At 65.7% G+C, this 17,866-nt stretch carries 15 protein-coding genes; 1 reads left to right on the top strand and 14 read right to left on the bottom strand.

The genetic code is table 11. From position 1 onward, the window contains the following. Nucleotide 1 precedes the first annotated feature (1 nt). From CIT37_RS08900 to CIT37_RS08880, 5 genes are all read right to left on the bottom strand, one after another. On the bottom strand, nucleotides 2–2,086 hold the full coding sequence (locus CIT37_RS08900; protein WP_028140348.1) for a hydantoinase/oxoprolinase family protein: 2,085 nt from the start codon (nucleotides 2,084–2,086) through the stop codon (nucleotides 2–4). 141 nt (nucleotides 2,087–2,227) lie between these two features. Beyond that, entirely contained in the window at nucleotides 2,228–3,049 is an 822-nt protein-coding gene (locus tag CIT37_RS08895; protein WP_028140349.1) for an NAD-dependent protein deacetylase, read from the bottom strand. 76 nt (nucleotides 3,050–3,125) lie between these two features. Then, nucleotides 3,126–4,925, bottom strand: coding sequence for a cation:proton antiporter domain-containing protein (locus CIT37_RS08890; protein ID WP_095426693.1), 1,800 nt, complete (start codon nucleotides 4,923–4,925; stop codon nucleotides 3,126–3,128). Nucleotides 4,926–5,041: 116 nt separating this feature from the next. Then, a complete protein-coding gene (locus CIT37_RS08885; protein ID WP_028140351.1) occupies nucleotides 5,042–5,878 on the bottom strand; it encodes an SDR family oxidoreductase in 837 nt (278 codons plus the stop codon). Between the two features lie 73 nt (nucleotides 5,879–5,951). After that, the gene (locus CIT37_RS08880) at nucleotides 5,952–7,271 is read right to left on the bottom strand and encodes a solute carrier family 23 protein (RefSeq protein WP_095426694.1); all 1,320 of its coding nucleotides are present in this window, start codon (nucleotides 7,269–7,271) and stop codon (nucleotides 5,952–5,954) included. 140 nt (nucleotides 7,272–7,411) lie between these two features. On the opposite strand from CIT37_RS08880, the gene CIT37_RS08875 reads away from it, so the two are divergent. Then, nucleotides 7,412–8,746: a dicarboxylate/amino acid:cation symporter gene (locus CIT37_RS08875; protein WP_028140353.1), complete on the top strand. Its 1,335-nt coding sequence runs from the start codon at nucleotides 7,412–7,414 to the stop codon at nucleotides 8,744–8,746. 187 nt (nucleotides 8,747–8,933) lie between these two features. Here the strand turns inward: CIT37_RS08875 and CIT37_RS08870 are convergent, their stop codons facing one another. The 9 genes from CIT37_RS08870 to CIT37_RS08830 form a co-directional block, all read right to left on the bottom strand. Further along, a complete protein-coding gene (locus tag CIT37_RS08870; RefSeq protein WP_095426695.1) occupies nucleotides 8,934–10,547 on the bottom strand; it encodes an ABC-F family ATP-binding cassette domain-containing protein in 1,614 nt (537 codons plus the stop codon). A 161-nt stretch (nucleotides 10,548–10,708) separates the two neighbouring features. After that, nucleotides 10,709–11,056 (bottom strand): RidA family protein, encoded by a 348-nt coding sequence (locus CIT37_RS08865; RefSeq protein WP_038951035.1) that lies wholly within the window; start codon nucleotides 11,054–11,056, stop codon nucleotides 10,709–10,711. A 17-nt stretch (nucleotides 11,057–11,073) separates the two neighbouring features. Continuing rightward, nucleotides 11,074–12,195 carry an NAD(P)/FAD-dependent oxidoreductase gene (locus CIT37_RS08860; RefSeq protein ID WP_095426696.1) on the bottom strand — a complete coding sequence of 374 codons (1,122 nt, stop codon included), beginning with the start codon at nucleotides 12,193–12,195 and terminating at the stop codon, nucleotides 11,074–11,076. After that, entirely contained in the window at nucleotides 12,192–13,610 is a 1,419-nt protein-coding gene (locus CIT37_RS08855) for an FAD/NAD(P)-dependent oxidoreductase (RefSeq protein WP_095426697.1), read from the bottom strand. Before CIT37_RS08855 ends, CIT37_RS08860 begins: the two co-directional genes overlap by 4 nt. Beyond that, nucleotides 13,607–13,903, bottom strand: a complete 297-nt coding sequence (locus CIT37_RS08850; protein ID WP_028140357.1) for a (2Fe-2S)-binding protein — start codon at nucleotides 13,901–13,903, stop codon at nucleotides 13,607–13,609. Before CIT37_RS08850 ends, CIT37_RS08855 begins: the two co-directional genes overlap by 4 nt. Nucleotides 13,904–13,932: 29 nt before the next feature. Continuing rightward, nucleotides 13,933–15,129, bottom strand: coding sequence for an NAD(P)/FAD-dependent oxidoreductase (locus CIT37_RS08845; protein WP_038972703.1), 1,197 nt, complete (start codon nucleotides 15,127–15,129; stop codon nucleotides 13,933–13,935). An 8-nt stretch (nucleotides 15,130–15,137) separates the two neighbouring features. Next, a complete protein-coding gene (locus CIT37_RS08840) occupies nucleotides 15,138–15,947 on the bottom strand; it encodes an ABC transporter permease (RefSeq protein ID WP_095426698.1) in 810 nt (269 codons plus the stop codon). Further along, nucleotides 15,944–16,819, bottom strand: coding sequence for an ABC transporter permease (locus CIT37_RS08835; RefSeq protein WP_095426699.1), 876 nt, complete (start codon nucleotides 16,817–16,819; stop codon nucleotides 15,944–15,946). Before CIT37_RS08835 ends, CIT37_RS08840 begins: the two co-directional genes overlap by 4 nt. Next, on the bottom strand, nucleotides 16,816–17,856 hold the full coding sequence (locus CIT37_RS08830) for an ABC transporter ATP-binding protein (protein ID WP_038951041.1): 1,041 nt from the start codon (nucleotides 17,854–17,856) through the stop codon (nucleotides 16,816–16,818). The genes CIT37_RS08835 and CIT37_RS08830 overlap by 4 nt, the downstream gene beginning before the upstream one ends. Nucleotides 17,857–17,866 lie beyond the last annotated feature (10 nt).

Here is a 17,866-nt window from a genome sequence, read left to right as displayed (position 1 = left end):
ATCAGGCCGCCTTCCGTTCCATGACGATGCTGCCGGCACCGTCGATATGGGCGTCAAAACTGGTGGAGACGAAGGTGGAGGTCTCGTCCTCCGCGATCACGGCCGGGCCTGCGATGGTCGCGCCCGGCACCATGTCCTCGCGGCGATAGAGCGGGATCTCGATCACCTCGCCGGCGCGGCCGTCGAAGAATTTGCGGCTGCCGACAGCTTTGCCGGCAGGCTTGCGCGTGACGGCGGCGACAGCAGATGGATTGCGCGCCTCCGTCGTAGCGAGCACCGACCAGCTCAACACCTCGATCGCGGCGCCCGGGATCGGCCGCTCGAACATCGCGGAATAGTCCGCCTCGAACTTCTGGCGCAGGCCGGCGAGATCGGCCCCCGTCAGCCGCCGGTTCGGCAACTCGACCGAGATCTCATGGCCCTGGCCGACATAGCGCATGAAGGCGGCGCGTCGTTCGCGCACCGGCGCACCGGCAGCACCAGGCTCGACCAGCGCGCGCGCCTCGGTCACCATCTCCTGCAGGAGATCCGACACCGCTTCGGTGTCGAAATCATCGAGCCGGACATGTCGACTGCGCACCAGCTCATAGGCGATCGGTGCCGCAAGGAAACCGACGGCCGAGCCGACACCGGCATTCGACGGCACGATCACGCGGGAGACGCCGATCTTCTCGGCAACGCGCGCCGCATGCAACGGCGCCGCGCCGCCAAAGGCGATCAGCGTGTGCTGGCCGACGATCTCGCCGCGCTCGACCGCATGGACACGCGCCGCACTCGCCATGTTCTCGCAGACGACCTCGTGCACGGCATAGGCCGCAGTCTCTGCCGACAGGCCGAGCGGCTCGCCGACGCTGCGCAGCAGCGCCTGCTTCGAAAGCTCCGGATCGAGCTTGATCGTACCGCCGGCAAATGCGTCGGGATCAATCATGCCGAGCGCGACGTCCGCATCGGTCACCGCCGGACGCTGGCCGCCGCGGCCGTAGCAGGCCGGGCCCGGCTCGGACGATGCACTCTCGGGCCCGACGGTGACGCGCTTCATCGCGTCGACATGGGCGATCGAGCCGCCCCCGGCGCCGATCTCGACCATCTCGATCACGGGGATGCGCACCGGCAGGCCGGAGCCTTTGAGGAAGCGCGCGGCGCGATCGACCTCGAACACGCGCGAGGTCTCGGGCTGGTACTTTTCGATCAGGCAAATCTTTGCCGTGGTGCCGCCCATGTCGAAGGACAGCACCTTGCTCTCGCCAAGACGCGCCGCGATCTGCGCCGCGAAGATTGCGCCGCCGGCAGGCCCGGACTCGACGAGGCGCACCGGAAAGCGCCGCGCCGTCTCGATCGAGGTGACGCCGCCACCTGAGGTGACGAGATAGATCGCGCCGCGGAACTGCTCGACCTGCAAGGCGTCGGCCATGCGGGCGAGATAGCCGTCGATCAGGGGTTGCACATAGGCGTTCGCGACCGCTGTCGATGTGCGCTCATACTCGCGAATCTCCGGGCAAACGGCCGAGGACACCGTCACGGAGATATCAGGCATCTCCTCCGCCAGGATCGCGGCCGCACGACGCTCGTGCTCGGGATTGGCATAGGAGTGCAGGAACGCGATCGCGACGCTCGCGACGCCCAGCTCACGCAATTTCGGCGCGAGTGCACGCACCGACGCTTCGTCGAGCGGGAGACGGACGGCGCCGTGGGCGTCGACGCGCTCGGGCACGGTGAAACGCAGGCTGCGCGGCGCCAGCGGCCTCGGTTTGTCGATGCCGAGATCATATTGATCGTAGCGGCTCTCGGTGCCGATATCGAGCACGTCGCGAAAGCCTTCGGTCGCGATCAGGGCCGTCTTGGCACCGCGGCGCTCGATGATGGCGTTGGTGGCGAGCGTGGTACCGTGAATGAAGACGTCGATGTCGCTGATATGCGCGCGCGCATCGGCGAGAATGAGACGCATCCCGTCCAGCACGGCCTGTTCGGGGCGCTGCGGCGTCGTCAGCAGCTTGCGCGTCTTGCGATCCTGCCCCACGTCCAGCACGATGTCGGTGAACGTACCACCGATATCGACGGCAAGCCGCACCTCGGCTCCCTCAAGCATTCCAAATTCTCCGCGCTGATCGTCAAGACTGAGGTCGAAAGCGCAGCAATTTCCATGCCATGGACGACGAGGACAACGCCGCGCCCGGCCATTCTGCTTGGCACCTATGCAATAGGCAAGCTGAGTTCACCGCCTGCGCGATCAGAGCAGGAATGCAAGCGCCGCCTCGCAGCGCTCCTCGACCTTGAGCGTCAGGAGATCGTCGGCGCGGGTGCGGCCGAGATTGACCGCCGCAATCGGAATATTGCGCTGCGCGGCAGCCTGCACGAAGCGGAATCCGGAATAGACCATCAGCGAGGAGCCGACGATCAGCATGGCGTCGGCCTGCGCCAGATGATCCTGCGCGGTGGCGACGATGTCGCGGGGCACGTTCTCGCCGAAGAACACGACGTCGGGCTTGAGGATGCCGCCGCAGGCTTCGCAAGGAGGTACCTGGAAGGACGAAAACTCCTCGTGCTCCAGATCAGCGTCGCCATCGGGTGCATCGGCCGCATCGAGCGTCAGCCACGCCGCATTCGCGCGACCAAGCGCGTGCTGAAACTCATCGCGCGGCGTCTTGCGGCCGCAGCCCATGCAGCGAACCAGATCGAGCCGGCCGTGCAGGTCGATCACCTGGCGGTGGCCGGCCGACTGATGCAGCCGGTCGACGTTCTGGGTCAGCAGCATCCCGCACCGGCCGTTCGCCTCGAGCCGGGCCAGCGCGCGATGCGCATCGTTCGGGCGAGCCTGGCCGAACCGCCGCCAGCCGATCAGGCTGCGCGCCCAATAGCGCCGCCGCGTATGCTCGTCCGACATGAAGGACTGGAAGTTGACCGGCTGGGTCCGCTTCCAATTGCCGTTGCTGTCGCGATAATCGGGAATGCCAGAATTGGTGCTGCAGCCGGCGCCGGTCAGCACGAACAGTTTTTCGTGCCGGCCGACGAAATCCTGGAGCGGGGAGCTTGCCAGTGGAGCGTTTGCCATGGCGCAGATGTAGTCTGCGCGGGCGGGTTTTGCCAGATCATCGCAGTCCGCAGCGCATAGCGACCCGGATGGGAGGCTATCGCGGGGACCGGCGCCCCGTGAGATCGAGCGGGCGCACTTTCTCCTGTCCGGCAATGCGGGCGGCTTGCTGCAGCGTCAGTCGGAATTCATCCCGCTTCTCGTGCACCGAGGCTATCGCATGCCCGACCGCAACTCCGAGGCCGACCAGTGCGGCTTCGGAAAGCTGCAGGCTTGCCTCGATGGTTTCCGGCACCGCATCGGTTGCGCCGATCGCGTAGAGGTGGCGGGCATGGTCGGCGTCCCGCGCACGTGAAACGATCAGCACATCCGGCCGCACCGCCCGGATCCGCTCGACGACAGCATCGATCGCCGGCCGCGACTGGATGGTGATGATCACACCGGTCGTCTGCATCAGGCCGCAAGCCTCGAGGAAACCGAGCTCTGTCGCATCGCCAAAATAGACCTTGTGACCGTCGCGGCGGTCGCGCGCCACCGCGACGGCCTCGTGATCGACCGCGATGTAGTTCAGGCCGTGGCTGGTCAGCAGCGAACAGACGACTTTTCCAACGCGGCCGTAGCCGACCACGATGGCCTGCGCCCGGTCGCCGGGCGGCCGGACCGCCAGCTCTGGATCGGGCGAGCGCTCAGGACCCAGCTTCGCGGCCAGTCGGCGTCCGAGCATGCTCAAGAGCGGTGTCAAGGCCATCGTCACGGCGGTGACGGCGACGGCAAAGCTCGACACGCGCGGCTCGATCAAGCCGCCGGCCACCGCCATCCCGATGCTGACGAACGCGAATTCACCGACGGGACCCAGCAGGAAGCCGATCTCGATCGCCGTCGCCCAGGACAGCTTGAAGAGCCGGCCGAGGAGGATGAGCACGATCGCCTTGCCGACGAGAATGCCGATGACCGCGGCCAGCAGCCAACCAGGCTCGCGCATGAACACGCGGAAGTCGATGGCCATGCCGACCGTGAAGAAGAAGATGCCCAGCAGCAGGCCCTTGAACGGCTCGACGGTGGCCTCAATGGCCTTGCCATACTCCGTTTCCGCCAGCATCAGTCCCGCAACGAATGCTCCGAGCGCCATCGACAGGCCCGCCTGGTGCGCGGCAATCCCTGCGCCGACGATGACGAACAAGGTCGCGGCAACAAACAGCTCGGTCGAGTGGGTGCCCGCAACCATCTGGAACAGCGGCCGCATCAGCAGCCGTCCGAGCAGAGTGAGGACAGCGACCGCCAGCGCGGCCTTCAGGATCGCGCTGGAGATGTGCGCCAGGACGGAGCCGCCACTCTCCGCGCCGAGCACCGAGACGAAAACCAGAATGGGAACGACTGCGAGGTCCTGGGCCAGCAGCACCGAGAAGCTGGCGCGACCGGCAGTGGTCGCAAGTCGTTTCTCGGTGGACAAAAGCTCGAGCACGATCGCCGTCGAGGACAACGCAAGGCTCGCGCCCAGGATGACGGCAGTATCCGAGCTCTGCCCGGAGAGAAGCGTCACGCCGAAAATCATGGCGGACGTCGCCAGCACCTGCAGGCCACCAAGCCCGAACACCAGGCGCCGCATCGTGACGAGCCGCCTGAAAGATAGTTCGAGCCCGATCAGGAACAGCAGGAAGACGATACCGAGATTGGCGATACCCTCGACATTCTGCGCGTCGGCGACGGTGACCCAGTACAGCAACGGGAGCTGCTGAACGAGCGAGCCGAGCCCGAGCGGACCGAGAATGGCGCCGGCACCGAGATAGCCCAGCACGGGATTGATGCCCCAATGGCGGACAATCGGCACCACGACGCCGGCAGTGCCGAGGACCACCAGCGCGTCGCTGTAGGCATTGATGTTGATGGTTGTGGTCACGAGCCCTTCATGTGTCGACGCTTGCCAATAGCGGCAGCGTCGTCCACGGTCGATAGCACACGGCGCCGCAGACCCCTACCCGGCCCGACCGCCATCCTCACAGTCCCAAACTGAGATCAACTCGCCCAGTTCTCGCGGAATTCCGGAAAGAGCGTCAGGCCTCCGCAGGCGTAGAGGGTCTGCCCGGTGATGTAGCTCGCATCGTCCGAGGCGAGGAAGGCGAACACGGCGGCGATCTCCTCCGGCGTACCGACGCGTCCCATGGGAATGTGGCTGGTGACGACGCCGCGCTTTTCGGGATCGCCGGTCCAGGCCGCGTTGATCGGCGTGTCGATCGCGCCAGGCCCGACCGCGTTGACGCGAATGCCGCGGCCGGCGAACTCCAGCGCCAGCGTGCGCGTCAGATTGGCCATGCCGCCCTTGCTGATCGAATAGGCGAGATAGCCGGGTTTCGGGATGATCTGGTGCACGCTGGAGCAGTTGATGATGGAGCCCCCTCCCCCGCGCGCCACGAAATGCGCGAGCGCCTTCTGGGCGCAGAGCACGGCGCCGTTGAGATTGACGTCGATGATGCGCCGATAGGTCTCGACGTCGAGCGCCTCGCTCGGCGATTCCTTCTGGAAGCCGGCGTTGTTGACGAGACAATCGAGGCGCTTCCAGCGCGCCAAAATCGTCTCGAACATCGCGGCGATCTCCTGCGCGTTGCCGACATTGGCCCTGACGATGAGATGATCGAGCTTGCCATGGCCACGATCGCCCGATGCCGTGCGTGCATGCGCCAGCGTCTCCTCCGCCCGCTCCTCGTTCTCGAAATAATTGATCGCAACAGTCGCACCTTCCTGGGCGAGCCGGATGGCGACGGCGCGACCGATGCCTTGCGAGGCGCCGGTCACCAGGGCGTATTGGCCAACAAGGCGCGAGGGAAAGGAGGTCGAGCGATCGGTTTGCGGCATGGGTTCTCTCCGGGATGTCTCATCATCGATGGAACCGGCGTTTTGTTCCATCCCTTTCGTGCATCCCTGGGAATCACTCCGCGCGCCGCGCCAGCGGCGAGGTCAGGATCTGGTAGAGGATGATGGCGCCAAAAGTTGCCGTGCCGATCCCGCCGATCGTGAATGCGCCGAATTTGAGCGTGAGGTCGCCCGCACCGGCGGTCAGCGCCACGGCGACGGTGATCAGGTTTGCAGGATTGGCGAAGTCGACCTTGTTCTCGACCCAGATCCGGCCCGCCATCGCCGCGATCAGCCCGAACAGCACGATCGAGAGGCCGCCGATGACGGGCCCCGGGATCGACAGGATCAGCGCGCCGAATTTCGGCGAGAAGCCAAGCAGGATCGACACGATGGCGGCGAAGGCGAACAGCAATGTCGAATAGACCTTCGTCGCCGCCATGACGCCGATGTTCTCGGCATAGGTGGTGACGCCGGTGCCCCCGCCGCAGGCCGCCACGATGGTCGCGAGACTGTCGGCGAACAGGGCGCGGCCGAGATAGGCGTCGAGACTCCGGCCCGTCATGGCGCCGACGGCCTTGATGTGACCGAGATTCTCGGCAACGAGAATGATCGCAACCGGCGCGATCAGGAAGATCGCATCGGCCTGGAATGTTGGCGTGGTGAAGCTCGGCATGCCGAGCCACGGCGCGGCCGAAAGCTGAGTGAAGTCGATCGGCTTGCCGAAGCCGAGCCCGTTGGCGAACAGCAAGTACAAAAGATATCCGCCGATCGCACCGAGGATGATCGGCAGGCGGCGCCACAGGCCTGGCGCCGCAACGGCCACCACGCCGATGATCAGAACGGTCGCAAGCCCGATCCACGTATCGAAAGTGCCGGCGCTTACTGCCTTGACCGCCACGGGCGCGAGGTTGAGGCCGATCGCCGCGACCACCGCACCGGTGACGGCCGGCGGCAGCAGCCGCTCGATCCAGCCGACTCCCGACCACATCACGATCAGCGCGATCACACCATAGAGCACTCCAGCGGCAACGATGCCGCCGAGCGCGACCGAAATATTGGGATTCGCCCCCTGCCCGGCATAGCCGGTGGCGGCGATGACGACGGCGATGAACGCGAAGCTCGAGCCGAGATAGCTCGGCACGCGCCCCGCGACGATGACGAAGAAGATCAGCGTGCCGACGCCGGAGAACAGGACGGCGACGTTGGGATCGAACCCCATCAGCAGCGGCGCGATGATCGTCGAGCCGGACATTGCGACGCAATGCTGGAGACCGGAGACGACCGTCTGACCCCACGACAGCCGGTCCTCCGGCATGATCACGCCTGAGGTCTTCAACGTCCAACGCGGGAAATAGCCCTGCTGTCGCCGGCCGGAGCCTGATGAAGTCGACATGTTCCCCCCAGTTGCGGTGCAGCGACCGATCTTCGTGCGAACAGACAAAAATGTGATTGTCGCTTCTGCGGCGACCATCACATGATGCAAGCCATGCAAGATCGAAATCACGCAAACTCAATGCGTTCCTGGGCCACTCTATGACACAAGTCGCGATCCAGCCAGCCATCCATCGCCGGCAACAGCCCTGGTACAAGATCCTCTACGTGCAGGTGCTGATCGCGATCGCGCTCGGCGTACTGATCGGCTATTTCTACCCCGATCTCGGCAAGGCCTTGAAGCCGCTCGGCGACGGCTTCATCGCGCTGATCAAGATGATGATCGCGCCGGTGATCTTCTGCACCGTGGTGCACGGCATCTCCTCGATGGGCGACCTCAAGCGCGTCGGCCGGGTCGGGCTGAAGTCGCTGATCTATTTCGAGACGGTCTCGACCGTCGCGCTCGCGGTCGGCCTCCTGGTCGGTGAGATCCTGCAGCCCGGGCACGGCTTCAACATCGATCCCGCCACGATCGACCCGAACTCGGTCGCCACCTACGTCACCAAAGCCAAGGAAGAGGGCATCGTCGCCCATCTGATGGCGATCATCCCCGACAGCTATTTGGGCGCGATCGCGCGCGGCGACCTTTTGCAGGTGCTGCTGATCTCGATCCTGTCCGGCTTCGCCATCGCCTTTCTCGGCAAGGCCGGCGAGCCCATTGCGGACGCGATCGACAAGGCCGCCAAGATGTTCTTCGGCATCATCCGCATCATCGTGCGCGTGGCGCCGATCGGCGCCTTCGGCGCGATGGCGTTCACGGTCGGCGCCTACGGCCTCGGCTCGCTGATCAATCTCGCCGCCCTGATCGGCACGTTCTATCTCACCAGCATGCTGTTCGTGCTCGTGGTGTTAGGTGCGATCGCGCGGCTCGCCGGCTTCTCGATCCTCCGCTTCATCGCCTACATCAAGGACGAGCTGCTGATCGTGCTCGGCACGTCGTCCTCCGAGACGGTGCTGCCGCAGATGATCCAGAAGATGGAGCATCTCGGCGCCTCGCGGTCCGTGGTCGGCCTCGTGATTCCGACCGGCTACAGCTTCAACCTCGACGGCACCAACATCTACATGACGCTGGCGACGCTGTTTCTGGCGCAGGCGACCAACACGCATCTGACCATCTGGCAGGAGCTCGGCATTCTGGGCATCGCCATGATCACCTCGAAGGGCGCCTCCGGCGTGACCGGCGCGGGCTTCATCACGCTCGCCGCGACGCTCTCGATCGTGCCTGACATCCCGATCCAGTCGATCGCGATCCTGGTCGGCATCGACAAGTTCATGAGCGAATGCCGCGCGCTGACCAATCTGATCGGCAACGGCGTCGCCTGCGTGGTCATCAGCATCTCCGAAGGCGAGCTCGACCGCGAGGCGCTGCACGAGACCATGGCCCACCCGCTCGAGATCGGCGAAGCGCTCGAGCCGGGCGGGAGTGCAGCATCGTAGGTTGCAAACCAGCCGGCTCAGCGCGATTCCGACGCGGTAGTTTCCCGGAGTGGTCAATTGCTGCGGGACGCGTCACAACAGTTGCGTTGGGATCACGGATTGATACTCATTTTTTTCCACCCGACGCGCTGGGGGCAGGGCGTCGGGTTTTTGAAAATCACTGCCATATCAGGACCGCCGGCCGGGATCAGACGATCCCGCCGTGAGTGCGCAACACCTTGGCGGCGAGGTCGAGCCGCCGCGTGACCCCAATCGCCTGCAGGAACGCTTCGTCATGACTGACGACGAGCAGCGCGCCGTCATAGGCCCTCAAGCCAGCTTCGACCGCTTCGATGGACTCGATGTCGAGATGATTGGTCGGCTCGTCCAGGATCAGCAGCGACGGCGGCGATGACCCGCCCAGCACGCAAGCGAGGCCCGCGCGAAACATCTGCCCGCCACTCAGGCTTCCGGCGACTTGCAAGGCGGCATCGGCGCGAAACATGAACCGCGCCAGCGCGGCATGGCATTCGTTCGCTCCCGCCTTCGGATTGAGACGCCCAAAATTCTCCAGGATGGAGATCGAGGGATCGAGCAGACTGACCTTCTGGTCGAACAGCGCGAAATCCGGCCTGACCCGCAGGGTGCCCGAGAGCGGACGCAGATCCCCCGCGATGAGTTTCAACAGCGTCGTCTTGCCGGAGCCGTTGGGCCCGACAAGCGCGACCCGCTCCGGGCCGACGACGGCAAATGAGAGATCGCGCAGGACCGGCTGCTCCGACCGATAGCCGGCGCTGACGCGGTCGAGCCAAAGCACCTCCCTGGCCGCCGGCAGGCCGGTCGCGGGCAGCTTGACGGAGAGCGGCTGAAGAATTTCGATGCGCCCGCGCGCCGTGTCGACGGCTTGAAGCGCTTCCGCGCGCAGCCGCTCGGCGATTTGTGCGGTCTTGCCGCCGGTATCCTCGCTGCGATCCTTGCGCGCCCCCGCCAGGATGCGCGGCATGTCGCCCTTGGCGCGCTTCTTCCTGCCGCCGCTGTCCTTGCGCGCTTTCTTCTCCGCGGCCTCCTGCGCCTTGCCGTCGATCTCGGATAGCTTCCTCTCGGCATGCGCGAGGTCGTGCCTGACGGCGGCGAGCTCGACCGCCTTCTGTTCGCGGTAACGGCTCCAGTTGCCGCCGTAGCGCGTGGCTCCGAGCGACGTCAGCTCGACAATCGCATCCATCGTATCGAGCAGGCGCCGATCGTGGCTGACGACGATCGCACCGCCGCGCCAGGCCGCGAGGAGATCGATCACGGCCTTGCGGCCGTCCTGGTCGAGATTGTTGGTTGGCTCGTCCAGCAGCAGGAAGTCCGGCTCGGCAAAGACCAATGCGGCGAGGCGAACCCGCGTGATCTGGCCGCCGGACAGCCGCTCCAGCTCGGTGTCGGGAGCGAGATCAAACCCGAGACGTGCAAGCGCAGCCTGTAGGCGTGCCTCGAGAGTCCAATCGACCTCGGCGAGGTCGTCGGCCGAGACTTCCCCCCGCTCGGCGCGGCGAAGCAGCGCGAGGTGACCTCGCACTCCGAACAAATCGGCCACCGTCGCACCGGCAAGGAGCTGGACATCCTGGCGCAGCAAACCGACGGTTCCGTTGACGACGACGCGCCCCGCCTGGGGAAGATGCTCCCCGGAGATCGACGCGAGCAACGTCGTCTTCCCGACGCCATTGCGGCCGACGAGGCCGGTCCGCTCGGCGCCGAACGTCAGATCGATGTTTGAGAGAAGAGGACGGCCGTCAGGCGTGGACAGCGACAGATTCGACAGGATGATTGAAGCAGGCATGGAATTCCCCGTGAGCAAGGCGGATGGGCTTTGCGGTCGGGGTAAAATCCATGGCTGCGAAGTTCCTGATCGGGGACCCTCTAACTAGTCCCATCGAAGCGCGAGATCAAGGCGCGGCTCGAGGGACGACGGCGCGGAGAGCGCCGACGTCCCTGTCGCGATCAGCCCTTGAGCGCGGTCACCACCACCTCGATCAGCGCGCTGCCGCCGAGATCGGCGACGCCGACCGTGGCGCGGGTCGGCAGATTGTCACCGAAGAACTCGGTCCAGGCCGCGTCCATCTCCTTCTTCTTGGAGAGATCCGTGACGAAGATCGACGCACTGACGATGCGGCTCTTGTCGGTGCCGGCTTCTTTCAGATAACCGGCGATCTTGCCGAGGATGTTGCGGGTCTGATCGCCCATGGACACGCTGGTGTCATCGGCGATGGTGCCGCCGAGGAAGACGAAGCCATTGGCCTCGACGGCGCGGTGCATGATGGGCGTGCGGATGCTGCGGGTGATGCTCATGAGATATCCTCTTGTTGCTAGAGCGTTGAGGGATGGAAGCGGTCGATGCCGAGATCACCGACGCGGGTCTGGGTGCCGCCGTTGACGATCAGCTCCGCCATCACGGCACCGGCGCCGGGGCCGAGCTGAAAGCCGTGCAACGAGAAGCCGAACTGGTGATAGAGGCCCTTGTGACGGCTGCTCGGTCCGAACACGGGAATATCGTCCTTCATCTTCGCTTCGATCCCGGCCCAGGCGCGGACGATGGTGGCGCTGCGCATCACCGGGAACAGCTCGAACACGGTGCGGGCGCTGGTCGCGAGGCTCTTCCAGTCCAGCACCGTCTCGTTGCGATCCTGATAGGGCGTTGCCAGATGACCGCCGCCGATCAGCACCGTGCCGTTGGAGAATTGCTTGAACGAGAGTTTACGCCCACGCAGGATCACGACGGGGTCGATGAAGTGCGGCACGCGCGAGGTGATCATCAGCATCGGCGCCACGGTCTCGACCGGCACGGGCTCGCCGAGCGCCGCCGCGATCTTGCCGGCCCAGGCGCCGGCGGCGTTGACCAGCACCGGCGCGGCAAAGGTTTCAGTGCCGACATCGACATGCCAGAGCCCATCACTGTACCGGATGTTGCTGGCGGCCATGCCTTCGCGCACTGTGGCGCCCAGCTGTTCGGCCTTGCGCCGGAACGCCGTCGTCGTCTGCGCCGGATTGGCCGCGCCGTCACGGCGCGAAACCACGCCGCCGGGACAGCTTTCAGCCACCGCGGGCACCAGCCGGCGCAATTCAGTCGCGTCGATCAGCTCTTCGTGGGTGAAGCCGAGCGCATTGAGCTCGGCCACGCGCACGCGGCAGACCGCGAGCTCCTCCTCGTTCTCGGCGACCAGCACCTGGCCGTGGCTCTCGAAACTGCAATCGTCGTCGAGGAGATCCTTGATCTTCTCCCAGATTCCCATCGAGCGGATCGAGAGCGGAATCTCCGGGATATGCCGCGCGAGCTGGCGGACGCCGCCGGCATTGACGCCCGAGGCGTGGCGACCGGCATAATCCTTCTCGATCAACACCGGTTTCAGGCCGGCGAGGCACAGATGCAACGCGGTGGAGCATCCGTGGATGCCGCCGCCGACGACGATCGCATCCACGCATCTTGTCATCCGCGCACCACCGCCTTGACGTCGGCCTCGCTTTTCGGAACGGCCGCGAGCTCGGCGAGCGTGATTGGCTTCACCGGCGCGCGCAGCCGGTAATAGCCGATCTCCTGCGGAGACTTGCCGCGCGCCTGCGCCATCAGCTCGGTGACGGTGAGGCCGCAGAGCCGGCCCTGGCACGGGCCCATGCCGGTGCGGCGATAGGCCTTGAGCTGGTTCGGCCCGGTCGCGCCGATCGCGACGGAATCGAGAACGTCCTTTGCCGTGACCTCCTCGCAGCGGCAGACGATGGTGTCGCCGGAGGGAATACGGAACTGCGGCGCGGGGCGGAACAGCGTATCGAGGAAGATACGACCACGCTCGGCCTTGGCGAGATCGGTACGCAACGCTGCCATCGACGGAAATTTTGCGGCAGCCGCGGGTGCCAACGCTTCGACTGCCGCGCGCGCCGCGATGCGGCCGCGCACCACGGCGGCATTGGCACCACCGATGCCGGCGCCGTCGCCGGCGATCGCAATGCCGGCGACCGACGAACTGCCGCTGGCATCCAGCACCGGCGACCAGCACAGTTGCAGATCGTCCCAGCGATGCTCGACACCTGCGGACATCGCGAGATTAACGTTGGGCACGACGCCCTGATGCAGCAACAGAAGGTCAGCAGGAATGGTCTCGCGCTTGCCGCCGGCGACATAGCTCACGCTGGCGAGCTGGCCGTCGCCGGCCGCCGAGAGCTCCGCGACGCCGGAGACGACCTGCACCTTGGCCTTCACCTCGCGCATCATCGCGAGACCCTTGGCGAAATAGGGTGAGGTCAGGAACGCGAAGGCGTGCGGAAGCGCCGCAAAGTAATTGCCGCGCTCGGTGGTGTCGAGGATGCGGTCGATGCGGCCGCCGAGGCGCAGGATCTGCGCGGCGAGCAGCCACAGCAGCGGCCCCTGGCCTGCGATCACCGTGCGGCCATCGGGAACCAGAGCCGACGATTTCAGCATCGTCTGCGCGGCGCCCGCGGTCATCACGCCCGGCAGCGTCCAGCCGGGTATTGGAAACGGCCGCTCCAGTGCGCCGGTCGCAAGGATCACGCGCTGCGCCTTGACGAAGGCGGAGGCACCGCCGACCGAGACGGCGATCTCGAGGTTGCGGTCGAGGCTCCAGACCGTCGCGCGATGAATGACCTCGGCGCTGGTCGCACGCAGCGACTGCACGAGATCGGCACCGACCCAATAATCGGCGCCGAGCTGATTGCGATCGGTTACCGGCGTCGAAGAGATCGCGCGAAACACCTGACCGCCCGGGCCGACATTCTCGTCGAGCAGCAGCGTGGACAAGCCGGCTTCGGCGGATGTCGCAGCGGCGGCAAGGCCCGCGGGTCCCGCGCCGATCACCACGACGTCATAGTCTTCGCGCTTGGGAGCCACAGTCATTTTCCGATCTCCCGCTTGCCCTTCTGGATCTCGATCTGCATGCCCTCGGCGACGGGCACGAGGCAGCCCTGGCGGTTGCCGACGCCGTCGATGGTGACGAGGCAGTCGAAGCACACGCCCATCATGCAATAGGGCAGACGCGGTGCGCCGCTCACAGCGGTGGAACGCCGTGCGTCGCGGCCGGAGGCCAGTAGCGCAGCCGAGACGGTGTCACCCTGGCGCGCCGCAACGGCAACGCCGTCGACGAAGATCTCGACCTGCGGTCGCTTGTCCTGTTCGGATCGTCTAAACATGGGGATGCCTCTTGGCTCCTTCAAAATCTCTAATAACCGCTGTTGTTCGCAGCGCCCGCGGCGCCGAAACGGCTAGCCGAGAACGCGCCGACCAGCTCGGGCTCGAGCGCGCCCTGCGCCACCATGCGCGCGATCTCGAAGGCGTGGTTGGAGGCCAGCGTCACGCCGGAATGGCAGCAGGCGACGAAGGCGCCGGGATGCGTCTTCGACTGGTCGTAGATCGGAAAGCCGTCCTGCGGCATGACGCGGATGCCGGCCCAGCTCCTGACCACGTTGAGCCGCGACAGATGCGGGAACATGCGCTGGGCGCGATCGGTCATCACGGCGCTGATCGAATGCTTCAGCGCCCGATCATCGAGCTCGTCTTCCTTGCTGTCGCCGATCATCACCGTGCCCTCGTCGGTCTGGCGGATCGTGGTCAGTGGATGCGGCAGGAACGGCATGGTGCGCTCGGTCACCACGATCTGGCCGCGGGTCGGGCCCATCGGCGCGTAGAGGCCGACCATGGGCGCCAGCGTCTGATTGGCATTGCCGGCGGCGAGCACGATCTTGGCCGCGCGCAGCTCGCCCTTCGGCGTGGTCAGGCGGAATTCGCCGCCGCTCCTGCTGATCGCCGAGACCGGACGCTCCGGAAAATAATCGATGCCGAACGCCCTGAAGCCGGTGTGGAAGGCGCGGAACGTGCGCAGCGAATTGACGTGGCCGTCGAGCGGGCAATAGCTGCCGCCGGAGACCTCCGGCCCGATCAGCGGCAGCGACTTCTTGACCTCGGATGCGGAGAGCATCTCCATCTTGTAGTCGGCTGCACCGGCCTGGTTGTGCATGCGCTTGACCAGCTCGGTGCGCTGGCCGAACTCCTCTTCACCAAGGGTGAGATGAAAACCGCCATTCTGCTGAAGCGAGACATCAAGGCCGGTCTGTTGCTTTAACTCCTCCGCCAGCCGGCCCCACGCCTGCGACGCCTGCACGGTCCACACCGTATAGGCGGGCATGCCGAGCCCCTTGCTCTGGACCCAGACCAGCGCAAAGTTGGCGCGGGAGGCGCGTTTGGTGATGTCGCCTTCGTCGAGCACGGCAACGGACTTGCCGAGCCGGCCGAGGCCCCAGGCAATCGCGGAGCCGAGCAACCCGCCGCCGACGACGGCGACGTCGTAATCAGATTTTTGTTTAGACGCGTTTTCTTTACGCGAACCGGCGTCCACTTCGCTCGAAAACGCTTTAGACATAAGTTCTCCTATCGCCCCGTATCGCCGCCCTTGCCGGCGAGCACACGGTCGAGCCCGTAGAAGCGGTCGAGCAGAATGAGGGCGGTCATGGTCACAGCGATCACGCAGGCCGAGACCGACGTCACCAGCGGATCGATGTTGTCCTGGATATAAAGGAACATGCGCACCGGCAACGTCTCGGTACCGGGTGCCGCGAGGAAGACGGTCATGGTGAGATCGTCGAAGGACTGGATGAAAGCGAGCGCCCAGCCGCTGATGACGCCGGGGAGGATCAGCGGCAAGGTCACGCGGCGAAACAGCGTCCAGCCGCCGGCGCCGAGGGAGATCGCGGCTATCTCGACGGTGCGGTCCATGCCTGTCGCTGCCGCAAGCGTCAGCCGCAGCGCGAACGGAAACACGATGATGACATGCGCGATGATCAGCGCGGCAAAACTGCCGCCCAGGCCGGCCGAGGTGAAGAAGCGCAGGAAGGCGATGCCGAGCACGACATGCGGGATCATCAGCGGCGACAGGAACAGCGCGGCGAGCGCATCGCGGCCGCGGAATCGATAGCGCGCGATCGCCAATGCCGCCGGCACCGCGAACAGGAGCGCGACGAAGGAGGACAGCGCGCCGAGGCCAAGGCTGACCCAGAAGGCGTGGATGAATTCGGGGTAGTTCGCGATCGTCCTGAACCAGCGCAGCGAAAAGCCGTTGGTCGGCAGCGACAGGAAGCCTTCGGGCGTGAAGGCGACGAGACAGACCACCAGGATCGGCGCCACCATGACGATGACGAAGAAGGTATGGAAGATCAGCGCCAGCGGGCCGTTCCGTCTCATCGGAACACCTCCGCGTAGCGCCGCTCGATCAATGCGTTGCTGCCGACGACGATCAGCACCAGCGCGACCAGCAGCAGCGTCGCGACCGCTGCGCCGAGCGGCCAGTTCAACGTGTTGAGGAACTCGTCATAGGCGAGCGTCGCGGCGACCTTGAGCCGGCGGCCGCCGATGATCGCGGGCGTCGCAAACGCGCTGGCCGAGAGCGAAAACACGATGATCGCACCCGACAGCACGCCCGGCATGATCTGCGGCATGATGATGCGGCGAATGATGGTGGCGGGGCCGGCGCCGAGCGACATCGCGGCATTCTCGATCTGCGGATCGAGCCGCTGCAGCGCAGCCCACACCGAGAGCACCATGAACGGCATCATCACGTGTGCGAGCGCGACCACCATGCCGGTTTCGGTGAACATGAAGGGAATGGGCGAGCTAATCACCCCGAGCGACATCAAGAGCTTGTTGACGAGGCCGTTGTTGCCGCCGAACAGCAGCGCCCAGCCCAGCGTGCGGGCCACCACGGAGATCAGAAGCGGCCCGAGGATGACGAGCAGGAAGAAGCTTTTCCAACGGCCGCTCATGCGGTTGAGGATGTAGGCTTCGGGCGCCCCGAGCAGCGCGGTGAGCAGCGTGGTCAGGATCGCGATACGAAAGGTGCGCCAGAACATCTCGGCGTAATAGGGATCGGTCGCGATCTCGTGCCAGTTCTTGAGGATGAAGACCGGCTCGATGCCCTTGTACTGGCCCCAATCGTGGAACGACAGCATCACCGTCATCGCCAGCGGAATCAGCAGCACGCCGACGAACAGCATCAAGGCAGGCGCCGTCAGCGCCCAGGGCGCACGCGCGCTGCGTTCCTCGGCGACCGTGCTCATGCGCCAGCCCTCGCGCGGACGCTCATATCCTCGGGCCGCCAGGTAAGACGAACCGTCTCGCCTTCGGCCGGCTGCGCCTTGCCGTCATTCTGGCGGATCACGATTGCCGGGCCGCATTCGCTGTCGCACTGGAACAGCCAGTGATTGCCCTGGAAGATGCGCGTGACGATTTTTGCGCTGAGGCCGGCATCGCCGAAGCCGATTCTTTCAGGGCGAATGCTGACGGTGACGGGACCGCTGAGGCCCGCCGGGGCCGGCGCACTCCAGGAGCCCGCCGTCACCCGCGCTGGCGTGGCGGTCCGATCGACCGCCGCGGCGAAATCGTTGGTCTTGCCGAGGAATTGCGAGACGAAGGCCGAGGCCGGCTTCTCATAGGTCTCCTGCGGCGTCCCGATCTGCTCGATCTTGCCCTGGCTCATCACCACGATGCGATCGGACAGCGACATCGCCTCGTTCTGGTCATGGGTGACCAGGATCGTGGTGGTGCCGATGGTGCGCTGGATCTGACGCAGCTCGATCTGCATCTCCTCGCGCAGCTTGGCGTCAAGGTTGGACAGCGGCTCGTCGAGCAAGAGCACGCTCGGCTTGATCACCAGCGCGCGGGCGAGTGCCACGCGCTGCTGCTGGCCGCCGGACATGCGGCGGGGATGGCGGTCCTCGAAGCCGGCAAGGCCGACCATCGCGAGCGCGGCACGAACGCGCTCGGCTCTTTCAGTGCGCGGCACGTTGCGCATCTCGAGCCCGAAGGCGACGTTCTCCGCCGCCGTCATGTGCGGAAACAGCGCGTAGCTCTGGAACACGATGCCAAGGCCACGCTTGGCCGGATGGATCGCGGTCAGGTCCTTGCCCTCCAGGCGGATCGCGCCGCGGGTGGGATCGAGGAAGCCCGCGATCATCTGCAACGTCGTGGTCTTGCCGCAGCCGGACGGGCCGAGGAAGGAGATGAACTCCCCCTTCCCCACCGAGAGACTGAAGTCATCGACCACAGTCTGCGCCCCGAATTGCTTGGCGACCCGATCGAGCTCGAGATAGGCCATACGCTGTCTC

Source organism: Bradyrhizobium ottawaense (genome assembly GCF_002278135.3).
GTDB classification, from domain to species: Bacteria; Pseudomonadota; Alphaproteobacteria; order Rhizobiales; family Xanthobacteraceae; genus Bradyrhizobium; species Bradyrhizobium ottawaense.
The sequence above is the reverse complement of the archived record's forward strand: the minus strand, read 5'-3'. Positions and strand labels throughout refer to the sequence as shown.

What these genes read in the sequence shown, in the direction of transcription:
- CIT37_RS08900 (WP_028140348.1), bottom strand. Translation starts at nt 2,086, where the DNA reads ATGCTTGAGGGAGCCGAGGTGCGGCTTGCCGTCGATATCGGTGGTACG.
- CIT37_RS08895 (WP_028140349.1), bottom strand. Translation starts at nt 3,049, where the DNA reads ATGGCAAACGCTCCACTGGCAAGCTCCCCGCTCCAGGATTTCGTCGGC.
- CIT37_RS08885 (WP_028140351.1), bottom strand. Translation starts at nt 5,878, where the DNA reads ATGCCGCAAACCGATCGCTCGACCTCCTTTCCCTCGCGCCTTGTTGGC.
- CIT37_RS08880 (WP_095426694.1), bottom strand. Translation starts at nt 7,271, where the DNA reads ATGTCGACTTCATCAGGCTCCGGCCGGCGACAGCAGGGCTATTTCCCG.
- CIT37_RS08875 (WP_028140353.1), top strand. Translation starts at nt 7,412, where the DNA reads ATGACACAAGTCGCGATCCAGCCAGCCATCCATCGCCGGCAACAGCCC.
- CIT37_RS08870 (WP_095426695.1), bottom strand. Translation starts at nt 10,547, where the DNA reads ATGCCTGCTTCAATCATCCTGTCGAATCTGTCGCTGTCCACGCCTGAC.
- CIT37_RS08865 (WP_038951035.1), bottom strand. Translation starts at nt 11,056, where the DNA reads ATGAGCATCACCCGCAGCATCCGCACGCCCATCATGCACCGCGCCGTC.
- CIT37_RS08860 (WP_095426696.1), bottom strand. Translation starts at nt 12,195, where the DNA reads ATGACAAGATGCGTGGATGCGATCGTCGTCGGCGGCGGCATCCACGGA.
- CIT37_RS08855 (WP_095426697.1), bottom strand. Translation starts at nt 13,610, where the DNA reads ATGACTGTGGCTCCCAAGCGCGAAGACTATGACGTCGTGGTGATCGGC.
- CIT37_RS08850 (WP_028140357.1), bottom strand. Translation starts at nt 13,903, where the DNA reads ATGTTTAGACGATCCGAACAGGACAAGCGACCGCAGGTCGAGATCTTC.
- CIT37_RS08845 (WP_038972703.1), bottom strand. Translation starts at nt 15,129, where the DNA reads ATGTCTAAAGCGTTTTCGAGCGAAGTGGACGCCGGTTCGCGTAAAGAA.
- CIT37_RS08840 (WP_095426698.1), bottom strand. Translation starts at nt 15,947, where the DNA reads ATGAGACGGAACGGCCCGCTGGCGCTGATCTTCCATACCTTCTTCGTC.
- CIT37_RS08835 (WP_095426699.1), bottom strand. Translation starts at nt 16,819, where the DNA reads ATGAGCACGGTCGCCGAGGAACGCAGCGCGCGTGCGCCCTGGGCGCTG.
- CIT37_RS08830 (WP_038951041.1), bottom strand. Translation starts at nt 17,856, where the DNA reads ATGGCCTATCTCGAGCTCGATCGGGTCGCCAAGCAATTCGGGGCGCAG.